We start from the raw sequence: 19,313 nt of genomic DNA on the forward strand, positions 1-19,313 counted from the left end.
GAACGATTACGACACCGGTTGTGTGCGGTACAGGTCGGGCTCCACGTAGATGATGCGTGCGGCGGGCACGGCCCTGCGCACCCGCGCCTCGGCGGCGTCGATGGCCGCGGCGATGGTCGCGATGTCCAGCCCCGGCGTGATCGCCACCTTGGCCGCCACCAGAATCTCCTCCGGACCGAGGTACTGGGTCTTGAGGTGGATGACGCGGTCGATGCGCTCGCCGTCGACCAGGCTCTCTCGAATCGCCCTGTCCTCCTCGGGCGTCGCGCCCTCGCCGATCAGCAGACTCTGCATCTCGATGATCAGGATGATCGCGATGACACCGAGCAGCGCGCCGATGCACAGCGTGCCGATGCCGTCCCAGATCGCGTTGTCGGTGAGCATGGTGAGGCCGACGCCCAGGAAGGCGAGGACCAGACCGACCAGCGCGCCGGTGTCCTCCAGCAGCACCACGGGCAGTTCGGGGCTGCGCGAGTTGCGGATGAACCGCCACCAGCTGGCGCCGCCCTTGAGCGGGCGGGACTCGCGCATGGCGGTGACGAAGCTGAAGGTCTCCAGGCCGATGGCGATCAGCAGGATGACGATCGCGACGATCGGCGAGCTCAGCTCCTCGGGATGCTGGATCTTGTGGATGCCCTCGTAGATGGCGTAGACCGAGCCGAGCGTGAAGAGCACGAGCGCCACGATGAACGAGTAGAAATAGCGGTTGCGCCCGTATCCGAACGGATGCAGTTCGTCGGCCTCCTGTTCGGCGCGACGCTGGCCGAACAGCAGCAGGCCCTGGTTGGAGGTGTCGGCCACCGAGTGCACCGCCTCGGCCAGCATCGAGGCCGAACCGGTGATCGCCGCGCCGACGAACTTCGCCACCGCGATCCCGGCGTTCGCCGTCAACGCGGCCAGAATCGCCTTCTTGCCACCGCCAGCAGACATGTCGTGAAGGTCCTCTCTCGTTTCGCCGATCCCGGCTAACTTAGCGTGTTCGCCGATCTTCGGCCGAGCGCCTGCCGCGTCGCTCAGTTGCCCGCGCCGAGGCAGGCACAGAACACCTGGGCGGGTCCGTCCACCGCTTGGGCGCGAACATCGCTGTCGGCGGCCGAGATCCAGGCCGCCGCGCCGCGCCCGACCAGCAGCTCGGTGCCGTCCTGGAGCAGCCGCACCGTACCCGCCGTGCACAGCACGATGCCGGGCCCCGCCGAGGTGAGCGGCACCTGTCCGGAGCCTTCGGTGAGATCGAAGCGGCGCAGCGCGAATTCGGGCGCGGGCGTGCGATACCGCACCGAGCCGTCGCCCGCCGGTTCCGGCAGCACGACGGGCAGGTCGATCGGCTCGAAATCCAGCACCCGCAACAGTTCCGGCACGTCGACGTGCTTGGGCGTGAGCCCGCCGCGCAGCACGTTGTCGGAGTTGGCCATGATCTCCACGCCGAGCCCGCGCAGGTAGGCGTGCAGGTTCCCGGCGTCGAGGAACAGTCCCTGGCCCGGCTCCAGCGTCACCCGGTTCAGCAGCAGCGCGGCGAGCACACCCGCGTCGCCGGGGTAGGCCTCCGCGAGTTCGAGCGCCGTGCGCGCCTCGAGGGTGAAGGCGCGCTTGCCCTTTCCGGACAGATAGCGCACGCAGCCGTCCAGCACCGCGGGCAGCAGCGTGGCGAGCACCGGCTGAGGCAGCGTGATCCAGGTGGTGAACAGCGTGCGCAGACCCGCCGAATCGGGTTGGGAGGCAAGCATCTCCGTGTAGGACACGAGTTGGGGCACCTCGAGCGCGCGGAACAGCTCGACGGTGCGGTGCGGCTCGCGGAACCCGGCCAGCGCCTCGAAGCGATCCAGCGCCACCACCAGTTCCGGCTTGTGGTTCTCGTCGCGGTAGTTGCGCATCGGCGAGTCCAGCGGCACCCGCGCGCGATTCTCCCGCTCGAACCCGGCGCGCGCCTGCGTCGCCGACGGGTGCGCCTGTAGCGACAGCGGCTCCTCGGCCGCCAGGATCTTCAGCAGGAACGGCAGTTTGCCGCCGAATTCCGGCGCGGCGGAGCCCAGTTCGCGATGCGGATTCGCCGCGACGAACTCCAGCAGCGACGTCGTGCCGATCGCCGTCTTGACGTGCGCGGGATCGGCGGGATGCGCGCCGAACCAGAGTTCGGCCTCCGGGTGTGCCGAGGGGACCGGTCGGCCGCACAGCCTAGCGAGCGCGGTGCGCGAACCCCATGCGTAGGAACGCAGTGCACCAACGAGTTCGTGCACTAGTAGCGTCCCCCGTCGTACTGTTCGCCGCCGAAGCCGCCGGGGGTCTCGGCGGCCGCGCCGCGCGAGCCGATCAGCCGTAGGTAGGCCGCGGCCATCTCCAGGCGCAGTGCGAGCACCGCGAGCTGTTCGAGTTCGGTGCCGCGCCCGGACGCGCCGGACGCCTCGGTCCGCGCGGATGCCGGAGCGGCCGGATCGGTCATGCTGTTCTGCAGCAGGTCGACGTCGGCGCTCACCAGATCCGCGTCGACGAGACCGGAACCGCCGCCGCCGAACACCGCGACCCGGCGCCGCGCGGCGGCTTGGTCGGAATCGGCGCTCAGCACGAACACCCGGATCCGCTCGACCGGCGCGGGACCGTCGAACTCCTCGTCGTGGAAGAGCGGATCGAAGCCGGGCGCGGATTCGCCCGCCGCCTCGACCATGCGCGGATTGGCGGCCACCGCCTCGGCGAGATCGGCCGCGGTGGCCACCCGGCCCGCGGCCTGGAGCAGCACCTCGGCGCCGTGCTCGGCGAGTTCCGCCGCGGCGGGGGAGTCGCCCGCCAGCACGATGCCGCGCTGCTGCATGCGCGCGGCCAGCGTCTTGGCCGGATTGTGGAAGACCTCGTTGTGCGGGCCGTCGCGCAGCGCCTCGGCGTCGAGCACGTCGGCCAGCTCGGTCAGGTCGGGCACGGCCGTACCGGCGCGCGTGGGGTCGACGATGCGCAGCACGGCGATCCCGGCCGCGAGGAAGCGCAGCAGGCGGTTGTGGTCGAGCACCGGAACACGCGGCTCGAGCAGCGCGGCCCGGCCCGCGGCCGCGGCGCGCAGCGGTCCCTCGTGCGGTGCGGCGACGACCACCTCGGCGCCGCGGCGCAGTGCGCGGTCCACCGCTTCGATCAGGCGAGGATCGCCGGCGTCGTCGCCCGCGACGAGCACCACGTCCAGCGGACCGACCCAGGGCGGCAGTGCGGACGCGAGCACCACGGGCAGGCCTGCGCGGTCGCCGAGCGCGGCGACGAGCAGACCCGCGGCGCGGGCGGCGCGACCGGAACCGGAGACCAGCACCACGCTGCGCGGGCGTAGGTCGGCGAGACGGGCCAGCGCGTGTTCGGCGATGGCCGCCGCGGTGGCGCGCACCTGGGCGCCACCCGAGGCGGCGGAGCGCAGGGCGCCGCCGCTATCTGCCGCCTCGAGCGAAGCGGCATCGTCGAGGTCGAGCACCGGTGTTCCAGCGATCATCGGGCGTCCCACCTCCCCTCATCGCGCTGCGTCCGGATCGTCCACTGTGCTTCCACTATTCCAGTCGGGAGTGGACGATGCTCGGGATCTCGCGTCGAGCAGAATCGTCTGCTTCCCCGGTCGAATCCTGAGCGTGTGATTCCATTCCGTCGTATCTCCACTATCCCAGTCAGGACCGGACGATGCTCAGAATCTCGGTTACGAGTGCGTCTACTTCCTCCGGCGATCGGGCCTCGACGTTCAGCCGCAGCAACGGCTCGGTGTTCGAGGCACGCAGGTTGAACCAGGCGTTGTCGGCCAGCTGAACCGTCACCCCGTCGAGCCGGTCCACCGACTTGGCGCGATCCTCGAACGCCTCGACCACCGCCAGCGTCCGTTCCTTGGCGTCGGCCACCGTCGAATTGATCTCGCCCGAGGCGGCATACGTCTCGTACGACGACATCAGCTCGGAGATCGGCCGGTCCTTCTCGCCGAGCGCGGCCAGCACGTGCAGCGCCGCGAGCATGCCGGAGTCGGCGCCCCAGAAATCGCGGAAGTAGTAGTGCGCCGAGTGCTCACCGCCGAACACCGCGCCGGTCGCGGCCATCTGCTGCTTGATGAACGAGTGGCCGACCCTGGTGCGCACCGGGGTGCCGCCGAGCTCGTGCACCAGCTCGGGCACCGCCCGCGAGGTGATCAGGTTGTGAATGATCGTCGCGCCCGGCTCCTTGGCGAGTTCGCGCTCGGCGACCAGTGCGGTGATGGCCGAGGGGGAGACCGGCTCGCCGTTCTCGTCCACCACGAAGCAGCGGTCGGCGTCGCCGTCGAAGGCCAGTCCGATGTCGGCGCCGCAACTGCGGACCAGCTGCTGCAGATCGACCAGGTTCTTCGGGTCCAGCGGGTTGGCCTCGTGGTTGGGGAACGAGCCGTCCAGCTCGAAGTAGAGCGGGACGATGGTCACCGAGGACAGCGTGCCGAGCACCTCGGGCACCGTGTGGCCGCCCATGCCGTTGCCCGCGTCCACGGCGATCGTGAGCGGGCGGATGCTCTCCAGGTCGACCAGCCCGCGCAGGAACTTCGCGTAGTCGGCGAGCAGGTCCACCTCGGTGGCGCTGCCGCGCGGCCCGTCGAATTCCGGCACGCCGGTGACGAGTTCGTCCTTGATGGCGGTGAGTCCGGTGTCCTGGCCGACCGGCAGCGCGTTGGCGCGGCACAGCTTGATGCCGTTGTAGCGGGCGGGGTTGTGGCTCGCGGTGAACATGGCGCCGGGACAGCCGAGGTGGCCGGAGGCGAAGTACAGCTGATCGGTGGAGGCCAAGCCGATGTGCGTCACGTCGAGGCCCTGCGCCTGCACGCCGTCGGCGAAGGCCGCGGCGAGCTCGGGGGAGGACTCGCGCATGTCGTGACCGATGACCACGCGGCTCGCGCCCTCGCCGCGCATCAGCCGCGCGAAGGAAGCGCCCACGTCCCTGACGAATTGCGCGTCGATCTGTTCACCGACCACACCGCGAACGTCGTAGGCCTTGATCACCGCGTTCACGAATTCGGCAGAGCGGGCGACTGTCATGGCCCCTACCCTAGTGTGCCCCGGCGCGGCCGCGGGACCGCTCCCTACCCTCGGGCCCGATTTCCGCGCATGCGGCAGGTACGGCGCGGTGTGCGAGGTGGACGATCGCGGTCGGATCCGCGCCGTGGGCAATCGGTTTCGCCGCCCGCGTGCGGCGGCGCGGCCGAGGTGCGCGCGGTCGCGGGTGAGCGTCCGGTCCCGCGGTGAGCAGGTGGGGCGAGCGTGAAGGGAGAAGGAAACGTGGCCTGGCGTCCGTCACCGATGCCTGCTGCGGGTGCGACGTCTCCGGACGGTCGTCGGGTGAGGCTCGGCGTTGCGATCGACTCGGCAGCGCCGGGTCGTGTTTCGCGTCGACCGGTTCAGTTCGGCGGATCGGGTAGCACGCGCAGGTGCCCGCGCCTGCCGGTGCGGGTGGTGCGCTGCGGCGCGGGCGCGTACTCGCGGTAGCCGCGCTGATCGGGCTCGGGGGGACGCCGCCGCAGACCGGCCTCGCGGACGGCTTCGGCCAGTGCGGTGAGGTCGTCGTCGTCCGGCGTGGTGGAGAAGCCGCCTTCGTGGCGGACCAGCTCCCACCCCTTCGGCGCGGTGATCCGGGATCCATGCGTTTCACAGAGGTCCCACGAGTGGGGCTCGGCCACCGTCGCGAGCGGACCCACCACCGCGGTGGAGTCGGAGTAGACATACGTGAGCGTCGCGACGGCCGGATTCTTGCAGCCGGGTCGGCAGCAACGACGCATGGGGATCACGTCGATGAGAGTAACCCCCCTGGCCTCCGGATGTGGATAGACACGCGCTAAGAGTCACGGCTCACATGTGCGTACCTTCGCCTTCGCTCCGGCCGTGCGCTCTTCGCGTACCTCCTCCGCCTTCGGTCCGGCCGTGCGTGGACTTGGGGCGGACTGCGTCCGACCCGTCCGCTGTGCGTACCCCGGCCGTGCGTGGACTTCGGGCGGACGTCGCCCGGCTGCGTCTGCCGGGCGGATCGCCTACTCTTCTTCCTCCTCCTCGGGGTCGATCACGTCGGGATCGACGCCGAGGTAGGTGGCGATCTGCTGCACGAGCACCTCGCGGAGCAGATCGACGAGATCGTCCGGATCGCTCGCGCGGAGTTCGAGCGGTTTGCGGAACAGGACGACCCGCGCGCGGGTCGCCTGCCCGTGCCGGTCGACGCCCGCGGGGATCAGCCGGGAGAGCGGGACCGGTCCGTCGGCCACCACCTCGTCCGGCCAGGTGACCGAATCGGGGTGCAGCGGACGGATTTTCGGTACGTCGTCGACCGCGATGTCGAGTTTGGTGAGCCGGTCGTGCCAGCGGCTGTCGAGCGGGGCGAACGCCTCCAGCACGAGCCGGTCGAACTGCTGGCCTCTGGTGCGCCACGCGGGCACCGTCGGCGGCAGCATCGGCCCGCGCACCCCGCGGCCGCGGCGGATCACCGACCTGGCAGTGGGCGGGCGTCGATGGCGTGAACGGGACATACTCAAAATCTAGGTGAACTCGCACCGACCTCGCGCATCGAGGTCGGTGCGCCGCCTACATGTCAGCCGATACCGCGCTTGAGGCGCCGGCGCTCCCGCTCGGAGAGACCGCCCCAGATGCCGAAGCGCTCATCGTGTGCGAGTGCGTACTCCAGGCACTCGTCGCGCACCTCGCAGCCCATGCAGATCCGTTTCGCCTCGCGGGTCGAGCCGCCCTTCTCGGGGAAGAACGCCTCCGGATCGGTCTGCGCGCACAGGGCACGCTCTTGCCACTGCTCTTCGATGGATTCGAACATCTCGTCGAAGCCCGTCACGACCAGGCTGAGCCGGGGTGTCGACACCGCGTCACCGCCGTCTTGCTCGCTCCGGCCGATGTCTGCGCAGACGCCACGTGCTGCGCCTGCTGTGGAATCGGGTTGCGAGACCATATCGTTGGCCATCGCTCCGCCTCCTCACTGTGTGTTAGCGCAGAATGATTCTTTCCGTCGGACCAACACGCACACCGACGGCCGTACCCCGCGACGTAGTCCCGCGGACATCCCCGAGCTCGCCACCCCGGCTCGAACGCCTGTTCGAAAAGTTGTCCGCGCCTTGCACTCTCGCGCGAACCCGGAATGACACGACTGTGATTAGACACGCCGAACGCGTCGATGGTCAAGCCGTCGTCGCTATTCCGTTACTATCCGCGACGGGTTTCCGTGCTGATCTTGGTGTACGGCATAGCAAATGAATAGCAAATAACGCCCCGGCACCGCTCTCTTCGGCAGCGCATAGGCTGTGCGGATGTGACTGGACAACAAGCGGACATCGCGCCCGCGAAGGGACCCAAGATCGCCGTCCTTGTCGGCGGAGTCGGCGGCGCGCGCTTCCTGCAGGGCGTGCGGGAACTGCTGCCGGAAGCCGATGTTTCCGCGATCGTGAACGTCGGCGACGACGTCTGGATGCACGGCCTCCGGATCTGCCCCGACCTCGATACCTGCATGTACACCCTCGGCGGGGGGATCGACACCGAACGCGGCTGGGGCCGGGTCGGCGAGACCTGGCACGCCAAGGAAGAGCTCGCGAAATATCACGCGCAGCCGGACTGGTTCGGCTTGGGGGATCGCGATATCGCCACGCACTTGATTCGAACCGAAATGTTGCGTGCCGGGTATCCGCTCTCCGCTGTCACCGAAGCGCTCTGCAACAGGTGGCAACCGGGCGTGAAACTCATCCCGGCAACCGACGATCGGTGTGAAACACATGTGGTTGTCAGTGACCCCGAGAACCCTGGCGAACGCCGCGCGATCCATTTCCAAGAGTGGTGGGTTCGATACCGCGCAGACATCGACACCCATGGATTCGCCACAATCGGTGCGGATGAAGCCAAACCGGCCCCAAATGTGACCGATATCATAGCGTCCGCCGACGCGGTGCTGCTGGCCCCCTCCAACCCGGTGGTGAGCATCGGCGCCATCCTCGCGGTGCCCGGCATCCGCGGCGCGCTGCGCACGACCGAGGCGAAGGTGATCGGCGTGTCCGGTGTCATCGACGGAAAGCCGTTGCGCGGCATGGCCGACGAGTGCCTCTCGGTGATCGGCGTGGAGACCACGGCCGAGGCGGTCGGCCGCTACTACGGGGCGCGCTCGGCCACCGGCATCCTCGACGGCTGGCTGATCCACACCACCGACACCGCCGACGTCCCCGGCGTCGAGGTGCGCAGTGTGCCGCTGCTCATGACCGACCCGCCGACGACCGCCGAAATCGTGCGCGAGGCACTGGATCTCGCGGGAGTGAAGCCGTGACCTCGATCGACCACGCCGCGGGCGAGTTGAGCATCCTGCCCATCACCGGCCTGCCGGAATTCCGTCCCGGCGACGACGTCGCCGAGAGCATCGCCGCCCGCGCGCCCTGGCTGGCGGACGGCGACATTCTCGTGGTGACGAGCAAGATCATCGCCAAGGCCGAGGGGCGCATCGTCGCCGCGCCACTGGATCCCGAGGAGCGCGACACCGCGCGCCGGGCGCTGGTCGACCAGGAGGCCGTGCGGGTGCTGGCCCGCAAAGGCCGCACATTGATCACCGAGAACAAGCTGGGCATCGTCCAGGCCGCCTCCGGCGTGGACGGCTCCAATGTCGAGCAGGGTGAACTGGTGCTGCTGCCCGCCGATCCCGACGGCAGCGCCAAGGCGCTGCGGTCCGCGCTGGCCGAACGGCTCGGTGTGACCGTCGCCGTCGTCATCACCGACACCATGGGCCGGGCCTGGCGCAACGGCCAGACCGACGCCGCGATCGGCGCGGCGGGGCTCCGGGTGCTGCACGACTACGCGGGTTCGGTGGACGGGCAGGGCAACGAGCTGCACGTCACCCAGGTGGCCGTCGCCGACGAACTGGCCGCAGCGGCGGATCTGGTGAAGGGCAAGCTCGGCGGCGTCCCTGTCGCGGTGGTGCGCGGGCTGCCGGTCGTCGACGACGGTTCCGGCGCAACGGATCTGCTGCGCCGCGGCACCGACGACCTGTTCTGGCTCGGCACCGCGGAAGCCATCGAGCTCGGTCGGCGTGAGGCCGTGCCGCTGCGTCGTTCGGTGCGCCGATTCGCCGACACCCCGGTCGATCCGGAGCGAATCCGCGCGGCCGTCGCCGTCGCGCTGACCGCGCCCGCGCCGCACCACACCCGGCCGGTCCGGTTCGTCTGGGTGCGCAAGCGGGGCCTGCGGGACCAGCTGCTCGCGGCGATGGCCGACAAGTGGCGGGCCGACCTCACGGCCGACGGTCTCGACCCCGAGCGGGTGGAGCGGCGGGTGGCGCGTGGCCGGATCCTGTTCGACGCGCCCGAGGTGATCATCCCGTTCTGTGTGCCCGACGGCGCGCACGACTATCCGGACGAGCGCCGACGCGCCGCCGAACGGACCATGTTCACCGTGGCGGTGGGTGCGGCGGTACAGGGCCTGCTCGTCGCGCTGGCCACCGAGGGGATCGGCAGCTGCTGGATCGGCTCGACCATCTTCGCTCCGGAGATCACCAGGGATGTGCTCGGCCTGGAGGCGGACTGGAACCCGTTGGGCGCCATCGCCATCGGTCATCCGCTGGAAGAGCCGACCCCGCGCCAAGTGGCCGGTCCCGGGGCGGGCCTGGTCGAACTATGAGCGAACGGAGTGAGCGAATCGTGTGTCAGCGCGCTTCGCGCATGCCGGAGCCGAGCGTCAGCGAGGCGCAGGCATGAGCGCTGATTCGCTGCACGCGTCGGCCACCGAGCTGCTCCAGGCCTGGTCTCCCGCCGCTGATCACGATCGGTCGCTGCGCGAGGCCATGCTCGCGTTTCTGGGTTCGGCGCCACGTGGCTGTCTGCGCGAGCACGCCGCGGGGCACATCACCGCCTCGGCGGTGGTGTTCTCGCACGACGCGGCCGAGGTGCTGCTGACCCTGCATCCGAAGGTGGGGCGCTGGATTCAGCTCGGCGGGCACTGCGAGGAGGGCGACGAGACGGTCGCCGATGCCGCGCTCCGCGAGGCGACCGAGGAATCGGGCATCCCGGGGCTCCGGATCGAGCCCGGCCTCTACGGTGCGCAGGCGCATCCGATCACCTGTTCGCTCGGCGTCCCGACCCGGCATCTGGATCTGCTGTTCCGTATCACCGCGCCCGCGGGCGCGGTCCCGGTGCGCAGCGCGGAGTCGACGGACCTGCGGTGGTGGCCGGTGGACGCGCTGCCGGAGGATGCCGAGGTCCTGCTGTACTGAGGCCTTTTCACGCCTGAGGCATCGCACGAAAAGTGGTTTCTGACCGATAGGCGTCCGGTTGGTGCTCAGCTCCGGCCGGACGCCCTTTCGTTATGTCATAACATCTTTACAAATCGCCAATTTTGTATAGACACAAGACAGTTGTCGTTCTAGTGTCCACATCAGAAGTATTGTGCGTCACACCTCGGTGTGCGCCGCGCTGATGGGAGACATCGATGTCTACTGATGCCGACGCGCCGCAGCGTCCGGTCGAGGCTCCGGCCTGGCGGGATCGCAAGCGTTATCTCTGGCTCTGGGGGCTGTTCGCGCCGACCGGCTTGTTCACGATCGCGCTTCCGCTGATCTGGGCATTCAACGAGCTCGGCTGGCATCGCCTCGCGCAGGTGCCGTTCTGGCTCGGCCCGATCCTGATCTACCTGGTGATCCCGCTGGCCGACGTCTTCTTCGGGCCCGACGGTGAGAACCCGCCCGACGAGGTGATGGAGTACCTGGAGAACGACAGGTACTACCGGTACCTGACCTACCTGTACCTGCCGTTCCAGTACACCACGCTGATCATGGCCTGCTACCTGATCGGCGCCGACGACCTGAGCTGGCTCGGCATCGACGGCGGATTGCACGTCGTCGACGAGATCGGCTTGGCCATCACGGTCGGCATCATCGGCGGCATCGGTATCAACACCGCGCACGAACTCGGTCACAAGAAGGTCGATCTGGAGCGCTGGCTCTCCCGCATCGCGCTGGCCCAGTCGTTCTACGGTCACTTCTACATCGAGCACAACCGCGGCCATCACGTCCGCGTCGCCACCCCGGAGGACCCGGCGAGTTCCCGTGTGGGCGAGACGTTCTGGGGCTTCTGGCCGCGCACCGTGTGGGGCAGCCTGAAGTCCTCGTGGCGGCTGGAGAAGGTGCGGCTGGAGCGGCTCGGCAAGAAGCCGTGGTCGCTGCGCAACGAGGTGCTCTCGGCCTGGCTGATGTCGGTGGCGCTGTACGCGGCGCTGGTCGCGATGTTCGGTCTTGGCGTGCTGCCGTACCTGGCGCTGCAGGCCGTGATCGGCTTCAGCCTGCTGGAGGCGGTCAACTACCTCGAGCACTACGGACTGGTCAGGCAGCGCACCGCCACCGGTCGCTACGAACGGCCCGCGCCGGTGCACAGCTGGAACAGCGACCACATCGTCACCAACATCTTCCTGTACCACTTGCAGCGGCACAGCGATCATCACGCGTATCCGACCCGCCGCTACCAGACACTGCGCAGCTGGGACGGCGCGCCGAACTTGCCGAGCGGTTACGCGAGCATGGTCCTGCTCGCCTACTTCCCGCCGCTGTGGCGCAAGGTGATGGACAAGCGGGTGCTCGCGCACTACGGCGGCGACATCACGCGCGCCAACATCCACCCGGGCAAGCGGGACCGGGTGCTCGCGCGGTACGGGGCGGAGGTCGAGTCGTGAGATATCGCTGCCCGGTCTGTGATTACATCTTCGATGAGGCCAAAGGCGCTCCGCACGAAGGCTTTCCGGCTGGCACCCCGTGGACCGATGTGCCCGACGACTGGTGTTGCCCGGACTGCGGCGTGCGCGAAAAGATCGACTTCGAACCTGCAGAGGTGACCAAGTGACCGAATACAAGCTGTACCAGTGCATCCAGTGTGGCTTCGAGTACGACGAGGCCAAAGGGTGGCCGGAGGACGGCATCGCGCCTGGCACCCGGTGGGACGACATCCCCGACTACTGGACTTGTCCGGACTGCGGCGCGGCCAAGGCCGACTTCTTCATGGTCGAGATCGAGCGGTCGTGAGATTTTGACTGCGGCGGACGCCCGTGACAACCTCGCGGGTATGCCGCGCACTGGACCGAGGGTTCCGTATCAGGAGGCGGCGCGGGAACTCCTGCGCACCTCCGTCCTCGACGCCATGCGCGAACTGCTGACCGAGCGGGACTGGTCCAAGATCACGCTCGGCGACGTCGCTGGCAGGGCCGGGGTGAGCAGGCAGACGCTCTACAACGAGTTCGGATCGCGCGCGGGGTTGGCGCAGGCCTACGCGCTGCGCCTGGCCGACGACCTGGTCGACCACGTCCGCAGCGCCATCGCGGGCAACGAGGGCGACGTCCGCGCCGCGTTCCGGGAGGCGCTGTCCGGCTTCTTCCTGGACGCGGCCGCCGATCCGCTGGTGCAGTCGCTGCTCGCGGGCGAGGTGAAGCTGGATCTGCTGCGCCTGATCACCCTGGACGCCGCGCCGCTCGTCGAACACGCCACCGAGCGGCTCGCCTCGGTGTTCCAGCACAGCTGGGTGGACGCCACGGAGGAGGAGTCGGTGGTGCTGGCGGGCGCGCTGGTCCGCATCGCGCTCAGCTACATCCCGACACCGCCCGCGCCGGGCCGCAATGCGCCCGCCGATCTCGCCCAACTCCTCGGTCCCTACGTCGAGGCGATCCTGGCCACCCGCGAAGTGGGCTGAACGGCTGCCTCGAATTCGCTCCGATAGGGGATCGCACCCCGGGAAATGGGGGCTCCGGCCGTCCTGGTTAGGGGATCCTTAGGGGCCCATCCCCGATTTGCGGGAGGTGTGCGGTGACTGCTATCACATGTGAAGTCGCTGAAAAACCGACCGCCACGCTTGTAACGGTCGACACGTTTGGATCGAGAACTCCGGTGTAACGGAGGTCATGCCTGTAAGTATTCTCATGCATCGGAGTTGAGAATTTTGATTAGCGGGGCAAACGTGCAATCGGTTGGCAAACCGTCGGGATCGACCGATCCCAAACGCCATCTGTGGGTTCTGGGCCTGATCGCGCCGGCCTCCGCGTTGCTGCCCTCACAACTCGTGTTGCACACGGGCGCCGCGGTGTTCTGGTGGATCGGACCGATCATCGTGCTGGTGATCATCCCGGTCCTCGACTGGGTGGTCGGCGAGGACGGCAGCAATCCGCGCGACGAGGACTACGAGCGGCTGTCCAACGATCGCTACTACCGGTGGTGCACCTATCTGTTCCTGCCGATCCAGCTGATCGGCTTGATCATCGCCGCCTACATGTGGGCGGGCGACGAACTCAGCGTGCTCGACAAGCTCGGCCTGGCCGCCACTCTCGGCTTGGTCAGCGGCATCGGCATCAACGCCGCGCACGAACTCGGCCACCGCGTCGAGCACATGGAGCGCTGGCTGGCCAAGATCGCGCTCGCACAGTCCGGGTACGGGCACTTCTTCGTCGAACACAACCGCGGCCACCACGTGCGCGTCGCGACACCGGACGACCCGGCGAGCGCGCGGCTCGGTGAGTCGCTGTGGGAGTTCCTGCCGCGCAGCGTCGCGGGCGGCTTCCGTTCCGCCCTGGTGCTGGAGAAGGAACGGCTGGCGCGCAAGGGCCTGCCCTGGTGGACCGTGCGCAACAACGTGCTGCAGGCATGGGCGATGACGCTGGTGCTGTTCGGCGCGCTGATCGCCGCCTTCGGCTTCGCGGTGCTGCCCTGGCTGCTGTTGCAGGCCGCGATCGGCGCGGGCCTGCTGGAGACGGTCAACTATGTCGAGCACTACGGCCTGCTGCGCGAGCGCAGGCCGAACGGCAGCTGGGCCCGCTGCTCGCCGCGCGACAGCTGGAACAGCGACCGGCTCGTCACCAACATCTTCCTTTTCCACCTGCAGCGGCACAGCGATCACCACGCGAATCCGGGACGCCGGTACCAGACCCTGCGCAGCTCGGAGGACGCCCCGCAGCTGCCCGCCGGCTACGCCAGCATGATCGTCTTCGCGGCCATCCCGCCGCTGTGGCGCTCGATCATGGACCACCGGGTGCTCGCCCACTACGACGGCGACATCACCCGCGCGAACATCCAGCCGCGCAAGCGCACGCGGATCCTCGCGATCTACCGGGCGACCGCCTGAGACGGGCGGGATCACGGGCGGGGCGAGGCCGGGACAGGCGCGTGGTGTGTTCCCATGCGCTCAGCGACTAGCCTTGCATCGGTACAGCCGACCATGGAGAGGCACATGACGACCTCAGAACTTCCCGCACGCACGTCCCTGACTCCCGATGTCCGCAACGGCATCGACTACAAGGTGGCGGACCTGTCGCTGGCCGAGTTCGGCCGCAAGGAGATCCGTCTGGCCGAGCACGAGATGCCGGGTCTGATGGCGCTGCGCCGCGAGTACGCCGACGTGCTGCCGCTGAAGGGCGCGCGCATCTCCGGCTCGCTGCACATGACGGTGCAGACCGCGGTGCTGATCGAGACCCTGGTCGCGCTCGGCGCGCAGGTGCGCTGGGCCTCCTGCAACATCTTCTCCACCCAGGACCACGCCGCGGCCGCGGTCGTCGTCGGCCCGCACGGCACGATCGACGAGCCCAAGGGCACCCCGGTCTTCGCCTGGAAGGGCGAGACCCTGGAGGAGTACTGGTGGGCGGCCGAGCAGATGCTGACCTGGCCGGGCGAGCCCGCCAACATGATCCTCGACGACGGCGGCGACGCCACCATGCTGGTGCTGCGCGGCGCGCAGTTCGAGAAGGCAGGCGTGGTGCCGCCCGCCGACGAGGACCACTCCGCGGAGTACACGGTCTTCCTGAACCTGCTGCGCGAGCGCTTCGAGACCGACAAGGGCAAGTGGAGCGCGATCGCCGAGAGCGTGCAGGGTGTCACCGAGGAGACCACCACCGGCGTGCTGCGCCTGTACCAGTTCGCCGCCGCCGGTGAGCTGGTCTTCCCGGCGATCAACGTCAACGACTCGGTGACCAAGTCGAAGTTCGACAACAAGTACGGCACCAGGCACTCGCTCATCGACGGCATCAACCGCGGCACCGATGTGCTCATCGGCGGCAAGAAGGTGTTGATCTGCGGCTACGGCGATGTCGGCAAGGGCTGCGCGGAATCGCTTGCCGGACAGGGCGCTCGGGTGCAGGTCACCGAGATCGACCCGATCAACGCGCTGCAGGCGCTGATGGACGGCTACGACGTGGTGACCGTCGAGCAGGCGATCGGCAACGCGGACATCGTGATCACCTCGACCGGCAACAAGGACATCATCACCCTCGAGCACATGAAGGCGATGAAGGACCAGGCCATCCTCGGCAACATCGGCCACTTCGACAACGAGATCGACATGGCGGCGCTGGAGCGTTCCGGCGCAACGAAGTTGAACATCAAGCCGCAGGTCGATCAGTGGACCTTCGGTGCGACCGGCAAGTCGATCCTGGTGCTCTCGGAGGGTCGTCTGCTGAATCTGGGTAACGCGACCGGACATCCGTCGTTCGTGATGTCGAACAGCTTCTCCAACCAGGTGATCGCGCAGATCGAGCTGTGGACCAAGCCGGACGAGTACGACAACGAGGTCTACCGCCTGCCCAAGCACCTGGACGAGAAGGTCGCCCGCATCCACGTCGAGGCGCTCGGCGGCACGCTGACCAAGCTCACCAAGGACCAGGCCGAGTACATCGGCGTCGACGTCGAAGGCCCCTACAAACCGGACCACTACCGGTACTGAGTCTTCGCTCGTCCCGAGCGGCCCGGCAACCCGTGCGGTTGCCGGGCCGCTCGCCGTGTAAGCCCTTGCCGCGCAACTACGCCGACGCGCACCTCGGGCTCGGGCGATCGGCGGCGGAACCGGCGATCGAGTCCGTCGTCCTCGGCGCGCGTGAGCCGCGCGTGCGCGCTACCGGTGTCGGTGGGTGGGGCCCAGCCCGCGATCGGTACTGTGACCTGCCATGGGTGCCCTGATCGCGGTGGAAGGTCTGGACGGCGCCGGGAAGCGCACGCTGACCGACGCCGTGATCGCCGCGCTCGCCGAGCGCGGGCTGCGCGCGGTCACACTGGCGTTCCCGCGCTACGGGCGATCGGTGCACGCCGATCTCGCCGCCGAGGCGCTGCGCGGCGCGCACGGGGACCTCGCCGACTCCGTGTACGCGATGGCCTTGCTGTTCGCGCTGGATCGCGCCGACGCGCGCGCGGAGCTGGCGAAGCTCTTGGCGGACAACGACATCCTCATTCTCGACCGCTACGTTGCCTCCAACGCCGCCTACAACGCCGCCCGCCTGCACCAGTCGGCGGAGGGCGAGATCGCGCGTTGGACAGCCGATTTGGAGTTCGGCCGGTTCGGTCTGCCGAAGCCGGACGTGCAGGTGTTGCTGGACGTCTCCACGGAGGTCGCCGCCGAACGTGCGCGCCTGCGCGGCGAACTCGACGAGTCCCGCGCGCTCGACGCATACGAACGCGACGGCGAGCTCCAGCGCCGCACCCTCGAGGTGTACCGTGAGCTGGCCGAACGGAACTGGCACGGCCGGTGGTGGACGTACCGATCCGGTGACGATCCGGCATCGCTGGCCGCGCGCATCGCAGAAATTGTTGCCGGATAGGGTTGGATGTGCGGCGGGTTCGCACCAGTGTTGGCGTGGCGGCCCGATCCTGGCCTGGGAGATGACAACATAGTAATTATGAAGCCGAAGATTCTGGTCGTCGACGACGATATGGCACTCGCTGAGATGCTCACGATCGTCCTGCGCGGGGAAGGGTTCGACCCGCATGTGGTCGGCGACGGTACGCAGGCACTGGCGGCGGTTCGCGAGATCCGTCCCGATTTGGTGTTGCTGGACCTGATGCTGCCCGGCATGAACGGCATCGATGTGTGCCGTGTGCTGCGGGCCGATTCCGGAGTCCCGATCGTCATGCTCACGGCGAAGACCGACACGGTCGACGTCGTGCTCGGTCTGGAGTCCGGTGCCGACGATTACATCGTCAAGCCGTTCAAGCCGAAGGAGTTGGTCGCTCGGGTGCGCGCCCGCCTGCGTCGCACCGAAGAAGAACCCGCGGAGCTGCTGTCGATCGCGGACATCGTCATCGACGTGCCCGCGCACAAGGTGAGCAGGGGCGGTCAGCAGATCTCGCTGACCCCGCTCGAGTTCGACCTGCTGGTGGCGCTGGCCCGCAAGCCGCGCCAGGTGTTCACCCGAGAGGTGCTGCTCGAGCAGGTATGGGGCTACCGCCACGCGGCCGACACCCGCCTGGTGAACGTGCACGTGCAGCGGCTGCGCGCCAAGGTCGAGAAGGATCCGGAGAATCCCGAGATCGTGCTCACCGTCCGAGGCGTGGGCTACAAGGCCGGACCGCCGTGACCGAAGGCGATGCCCAGTCCGCGGGTGCCCAGCGCCCGCGCGACGATGCGCCTGCCGCGGGTGACCGCGCGGGCGCGCCGGGCGGAGTGTTGCCACGTCTGGAACACACGCTCGCCCCGGTGGTCGCCTGGTTCAAGGAGGCGGGCACCGCGCTCGGTCATGTCTGGCGGCGGTCGCTGCAGCTGCGCGTCATCGTCTCCACGCTGACGCTCTCGCTCATCGTGATCACGATCCTCGGTGTGGTGCTGACCAGTCAGATCACCGACCGGCTGCTGGACGCGAAGATCAACGCCGCGGTCGAGGAGATGGATCGCGCCCGCAACACGGTGGAGAGCCAGTTGGTGGGCGTGCAGGACGTGGGCACCCAGGAGCAGCGTCTCACCGACGCGCGCAACGCCCTCTCCAACCGCGGCGGCACCGGCCAATCCACCGGCGCCGCAGGCAGTTTCGACTCCGCGCTGAGCATCGTCGGCGGCATACCGCAGCGGCAGATCGCGACCGGGCCGATCACCGAGGTGCCGGAGGAACTGCGCCGGTTCGTGCAACGCAACCAGGTCAGCTACCAGTTCGCCACGGTCGAGGACCCGGACGGCTACCAGGGGCGGGCGCTGATCATCGGCAGCCCGAGCGCCGAGGTGCCGACCCTGGAGATCTACCTGATCTTCCCGTTGGCCAACGAGGAGCGCAGCCTGGCGCTGATGCGCGGCACCATGATGATCGGCGGTCTGGTGCTGCTGGTCCTGCTCGCGGCGATCACCGCGCTGGTCACCAGGCAGGTGGTGCTGCCGATCAGGTCCGCGGCGCGGATCGCGAGCCGCTTCGCCGACGGTCGCCTCAAGGAGCGCATGCTGGTGCGCGGCGAGGACGACATGGCGCGGCTGGCGCAGGCGTTCAACGAGATGGCCGAGAGCCTGTCCAACCAGATCACCCAGCTCGAGGAGTTCGGCAATCTGCAGCGGCGCTTCACCTCGGATGTGAGCCACGAGCTGCGCACGCCGCTCACCACCGTGCGCATGGCCGCCGACCTGATCCACGGCAGCAGCGAGGACCTGGATCCCGCGCTGGCGCGTAGCGCCGAGCTGCTGGTCACCGAGCTGGACCGGTTCGAGGGTCTGCTCAACGACCTGCTGGAGATCAGCCGCCACGACGCGGGTGTCGCCGAACTCCAGGTGGAATCCCTCGACGTGCGGATGTGCGCGCGGGCCGCCATCTCGACCGTGCGCCATCTGGCCAAGGACGCCGGCGTCGAGGTCGTCATCGACCTGCCGGAGGACCCGCTGGTCGCCGAGGTCGATCCGCGTCGCGTGGAGCGGGTGCTGCGCAACCTGCTCGCGAACGCCATCGACCACAGCGAGGGCAAGCCGGTGCTGATCCGCATGCGCGGCGACGCCGAGGCCAACGCCGTCGCCGTCGTGGTGCGCGACCAGGGCGTCGGCCTGCGGCCCGGCGAGGAGAAGCTGGTCTTCAATCGCTTCTGGCGGTCGGACCCGTCGCGCATGCGCCGTTCCGGCGGCACCGGCCTCGGCCTGTCGATCAGTGTCGAGGACGCCAATCTGCACGAGGGCAGGCTGGACGCGTGGGGCGAGGTCGGCGTCGGCGCCAGCTTCCGCTTGACCCTGCCGCTGGTGCGCGGTCGCAAGATGGGCCCGAGCCCGCTGCCGCTGGAACCCGCGTTGCGCAGGACACCGCCGCGTTCGCCCGAGGCCGACGATTCGCCGACGATTCCCTTCTCGCACGCCGATCCGAGCGCGTTCGGCGAGCCGATCGGCGCGGCGGCGAGCGGAACGGTGTCGTCGAGCACGACGGCCAGCGGCGCAGTGGCGAACGATCCGGTGGCGAACGTGACCGAGGGCGCGGAAGCTGCGGACGGCCCCGCTGAACGCGCCGGGTCGACGGACGGTACGGGAGAGTCGACCGTGGCGCGCAACGGCGTCAGCGAGGCAGAGAAGGGGTCGAACGCGGGCGATGCGGACGGCTCCGGTTCCGGCAAGGTACTCACCGAACGCGGAGACGTACAGTCATGAG

19 protein-coding genes are annotated in these 19,313 nt (G+C 68.8%); 12 read left to right on the top strand and 7 right to left on the bottom strand.

Translation table 11 applies throughout. The features are described 5' to 3' along the window. Positions 1–6 precede the first annotated feature (6 nt). From ACRWNM_RS15040 to ACRWNM_RS15070, 7 genes are all read right to left on the bottom strand, one after another. Complete coding sequence (locus ACRWNM_RS15040; protein ID WP_431967775.1) at positions 7–930, bottom strand: cation diffusion facilitator family transporter; 924 nt, start codon at positions 928–930, stop codon at positions 7–9. A gap of 83 nt (positions 931–1,013) precedes the next feature. Beyond that, positions 1,014–2,234 (bottom strand): mannose-6-phosphate isomerase, class I, encoded by a 1,221-nt coding sequence (gene manA / locus ACRWNM_RS15045; protein WP_431967777.1) that lies wholly within the window; start codon positions 2,232–2,234, stop codon positions 1,014–1,016. Then, positions 2,234–3,457 carry a tobH protein gene (locus ACRWNM_RS15050; protein ID WP_431967779.1) on the bottom strand — a complete coding sequence of 408 codons (1,224 nt, stop codon included), beginning with the start codon at positions 3,455–3,457 and terminating at the stop codon, positions 2,234–2,236. The genes manA and ACRWNM_RS15050 overlap by 1 nt, the downstream gene beginning before the upstream one ends. Before the next feature lie 169 nt (positions 3,458–3,626). Continuing rightward, entirely contained in the window at positions 3,627–5,003 is a 1,377-nt protein-coding gene (locus ACRWNM_RS15055) for a phosphomannomutase/phosphoglucomutase (RefSeq protein ID WP_431967781.1), read from the bottom strand. 359 nt (positions 5,004–5,362) lie between these two features. Further along, positions 5,363–5,740 (bottom strand): DUF3499 domain-containing protein, encoded by a 378-nt coding sequence (locus tag ACRWNM_RS15060; RefSeq protein ID WP_431967985.1) that lies wholly within the window; start codon positions 5,738–5,740, stop codon positions 5,363–5,365. A gap of 249 nt (positions 5,741–5,989) precedes the next feature. Further along, positions 5,990–6,478, bottom strand: coding sequence for a metallopeptidase family protein (locus tag ACRWNM_RS15065; RefSeq protein ID WP_431967783.1), 489 nt, complete (start codon positions 6,476–6,478; stop codon positions 5,990–5,992). Between the two features lie 62 nt (positions 6,479–6,540). Further along, positions 6,541–6,774: a WhiB family transcriptional regulator gene (locus ACRWNM_RS15070; RefSeq protein WP_029901515.1), complete on the bottom strand. Its 234-nt coding sequence runs from the start codon at positions 6,772–6,774 to the stop codon at positions 6,541–6,543. A 489-nt stretch (positions 6,775–7,263) separates the two neighbouring features. Between ACRWNM_RS15070 and cofD the strand changes: the two genes are divergently transcribed. The 12 genes from cofD (at position 7,264) to mtrB (ending at position 19,312) form a co-directional block, all read left to right on the top strand. Further along, on the top strand, positions 7,264–8,262 hold the full coding sequence (cofD, locus tag ACRWNM_RS15075) for a 2-phospho-L-lactate transferase (RefSeq protein WP_431967785.1): 999 nt from the start codon (positions 7,264–7,266) through the stop codon (positions 8,260–8,262). Then, the gene (locus tag ACRWNM_RS15080; RefSeq protein WP_431967787.1) at positions 8,259–9,602 is read left to right on the top strand and encodes a coenzyme F420-0:L-glutamate ligase; all 1,344 of its coding nucleotides are present in this window, start codon (positions 8,259–8,261) and stop codon (positions 9,600–9,602) included. Before cofD ends, ACRWNM_RS15080 begins: the two co-directional genes overlap by 4 nt. A 73-nt stretch (positions 9,603–9,675) precedes the next feature. Next, complete coding sequence (locus ACRWNM_RS15085; protein WP_431967789.1) at positions 9,676–10,194, top strand: NUDIX hydrolase; 519 nt, start codon at positions 9,676–9,678, stop codon at positions 10,192–10,194. A gap of 215 nt (positions 10,195–10,409) precedes the next feature. Beyond that, positions 10,410–11,645 carry an alkane 1-monooxygenase gene (locus tag ACRWNM_RS15090; protein ID WP_431967791.1) on the top strand — a complete coding sequence of 412 codons (1,236 nt, stop codon included), beginning with the start codon at positions 10,410–10,412 and terminating at the stop codon, positions 11,643–11,645. After that, positions 11,642–11,812: a rubredoxin gene (locus ACRWNM_RS15095; RefSeq protein ID WP_431967793.1), complete on the top strand. Its 171-nt coding sequence runs from the start codon at positions 11,642–11,644 to the stop codon at positions 11,810–11,812. The genes ACRWNM_RS15090 and ACRWNM_RS15095 overlap by 4 nt, the downstream gene beginning before the upstream one ends. Beyond that, on the top strand, positions 11,809–11,991 hold the full coding sequence (locus ACRWNM_RS15100) for a rubredoxin (protein WP_431967795.1): 183 nt from the start codon (positions 11,809–11,811) through the stop codon (positions 11,989–11,991). Before ACRWNM_RS15095 ends, ACRWNM_RS15100 begins: the two co-directional genes overlap by 4 nt. 40 nt (positions 11,992–12,031) lie before the next feature. After that, positions 12,032–12,652, top strand: coding sequence for a TetR/AcrR family transcriptional regulator (locus ACRWNM_RS15105; RefSeq protein WP_431967797.1), 621 nt, complete (start codon positions 12,032–12,034; stop codon positions 12,650–12,652). Between the two features lie 264 nt (positions 12,653–12,916). Beyond that, positions 12,917–14,074: an alkane 1-monooxygenase gene (locus tag ACRWNM_RS15110; protein ID WP_431967799.1), complete on the top strand. Its 1,158-nt coding sequence runs from the start codon at positions 12,917–12,919 to the stop codon at positions 14,072–14,074. Positions 14,075–14,179: 105 nt separating this feature from the next. After that, positions 14,180–15,664, top strand: a complete 1,485-nt coding sequence (ahcY, locus tag ACRWNM_RS15115) for an adenosylhomocysteinase (protein WP_431967801.1) — start codon at positions 14,180–14,182, stop codon at positions 15,662–15,664. 220 nt (positions 15,665–15,884) lie between these two features. Further along, positions 15,885–16,532, top strand: coding sequence for a dTMP kinase (locus ACRWNM_RS15120; RefSeq protein ID WP_431967803.1), 648 nt, complete (start codon positions 15,885–15,887; stop codon positions 16,530–16,532). A gap of 78 nt (positions 16,533–16,610) precedes the next feature. Next, positions 16,611–17,288 (top strand): MtrAB system response regulator MtrA, encoded by a 678-nt coding sequence (mtrA, locus tag ACRWNM_RS15125; protein WP_040781845.1) that lies wholly within the window; start codon positions 16,611–16,613, stop codon positions 17,286–17,288. A gap of 98 nt (positions 17,289–17,386) precedes the next feature. Further along, positions 17,387–19,312 (top strand): MtrAB system histidine kinase MtrB, encoded by a 1,926-nt coding sequence (gene mtrB, locus ACRWNM_RS15130; RefSeq protein WP_431967987.1) that lies wholly within the window; start codon positions 17,387–17,389, stop codon positions 19,310–19,312. Position 19,313 lies beyond the last annotated feature (1 nt).

Origin of the sequence: Nocardia sp. bgisy134 (genome assembly GCF_965341865.1) — a bacterium.
In the GTDB taxonomy this organism is placed as follows: Bacteria; Actinomycetota; Actinomycetes; order Mycobacteriales; family Mycobacteriaceae; genus Nocardia.

Bases quoted from the DNA above. Each gene is read 5' to 3' on its own strand.
- ACRWNM_RS15085 (WP_431967789.1), top strand. From the start codon at position 9,676: ATGAGCGCTGATTCGCTGCACGCGTCGGCCACCGAGCTGCTCCAGGCC.
- ACRWNM_RS15105 (WP_431967797.1), top strand. From the start codon at position 12,032: ATGCCGCGCACTGGACCGAGGGTTCCGTATCAGGAGGCGGCGCGGGAA.
- ACRWNM_RS15070 (WP_029901515.1), bottom strand. From the start codon at position 6,774: ATGTTCGAATCCATCGAAGAGCAGTGGCAAGAGCGTGCCCTGTGCGCG.
- mtrA (WP_040781845.1), top strand. From the start codon at position 16,611: ATGAAGCCGAAGATTCTGGTCGTCGACGACGATATGGCACTCGCTGAG.
- ACRWNM_RS15060 (WP_431967985.1), bottom strand. From the start codon at position 5,740: ATGCGTCGTTGCTGCCGACCCGGCTGCAAGAATCCGGCCGTCGCGACG.
- ACRWNM_RS15055 (WP_431967781.1), bottom strand. From the start codon at position 5,003: ATGACAGTCGCCCGCTCTGCCGAATTCGTGAACGCGGTGATCAAGGCC.
- ACRWNM_RS15040 (WP_431967775.1), bottom strand. From the start codon at position 930: ATGTCTGCTGGCGGTGGCAAGAAGGCGATTCTGGCCGCGTTGACGGCG.
- ACRWNM_RS15065 (WP_431967783.1), bottom strand. From the start codon at position 6,478: ATGTCCCGTTCACGCCATCGACGCCCGCCCACTGCCAGGTCGGTGATC.
- ACRWNM_RS15090 (WP_431967791.1), top strand. From the start codon at position 10,410: ATGTCTACTGATGCCGACGCGCCGCAGCGTCCGGTCGAGGCTCCGGCC.
- ACRWNM_RS15120 (WP_431967803.1), top strand. From the start codon at position 15,885: ATGGGTGCCCTGATCGCGGTGGAAGGTCTGGACGGCGCCGGGAAGCGC.
- ahcY (WP_431967801.1), top strand. From the start codon at position 14,180: ATGACGACCTCAGAACTTCCCGCACGCACGTCCCTGACTCCCGATGTC.
- ACRWNM_RS15050 (WP_431967779.1), bottom strand. From the start codon at position 3,457: ATGATCGCTGGAACACCGGTGCTCGACCTCGACGATGCCGCTTCGCTC.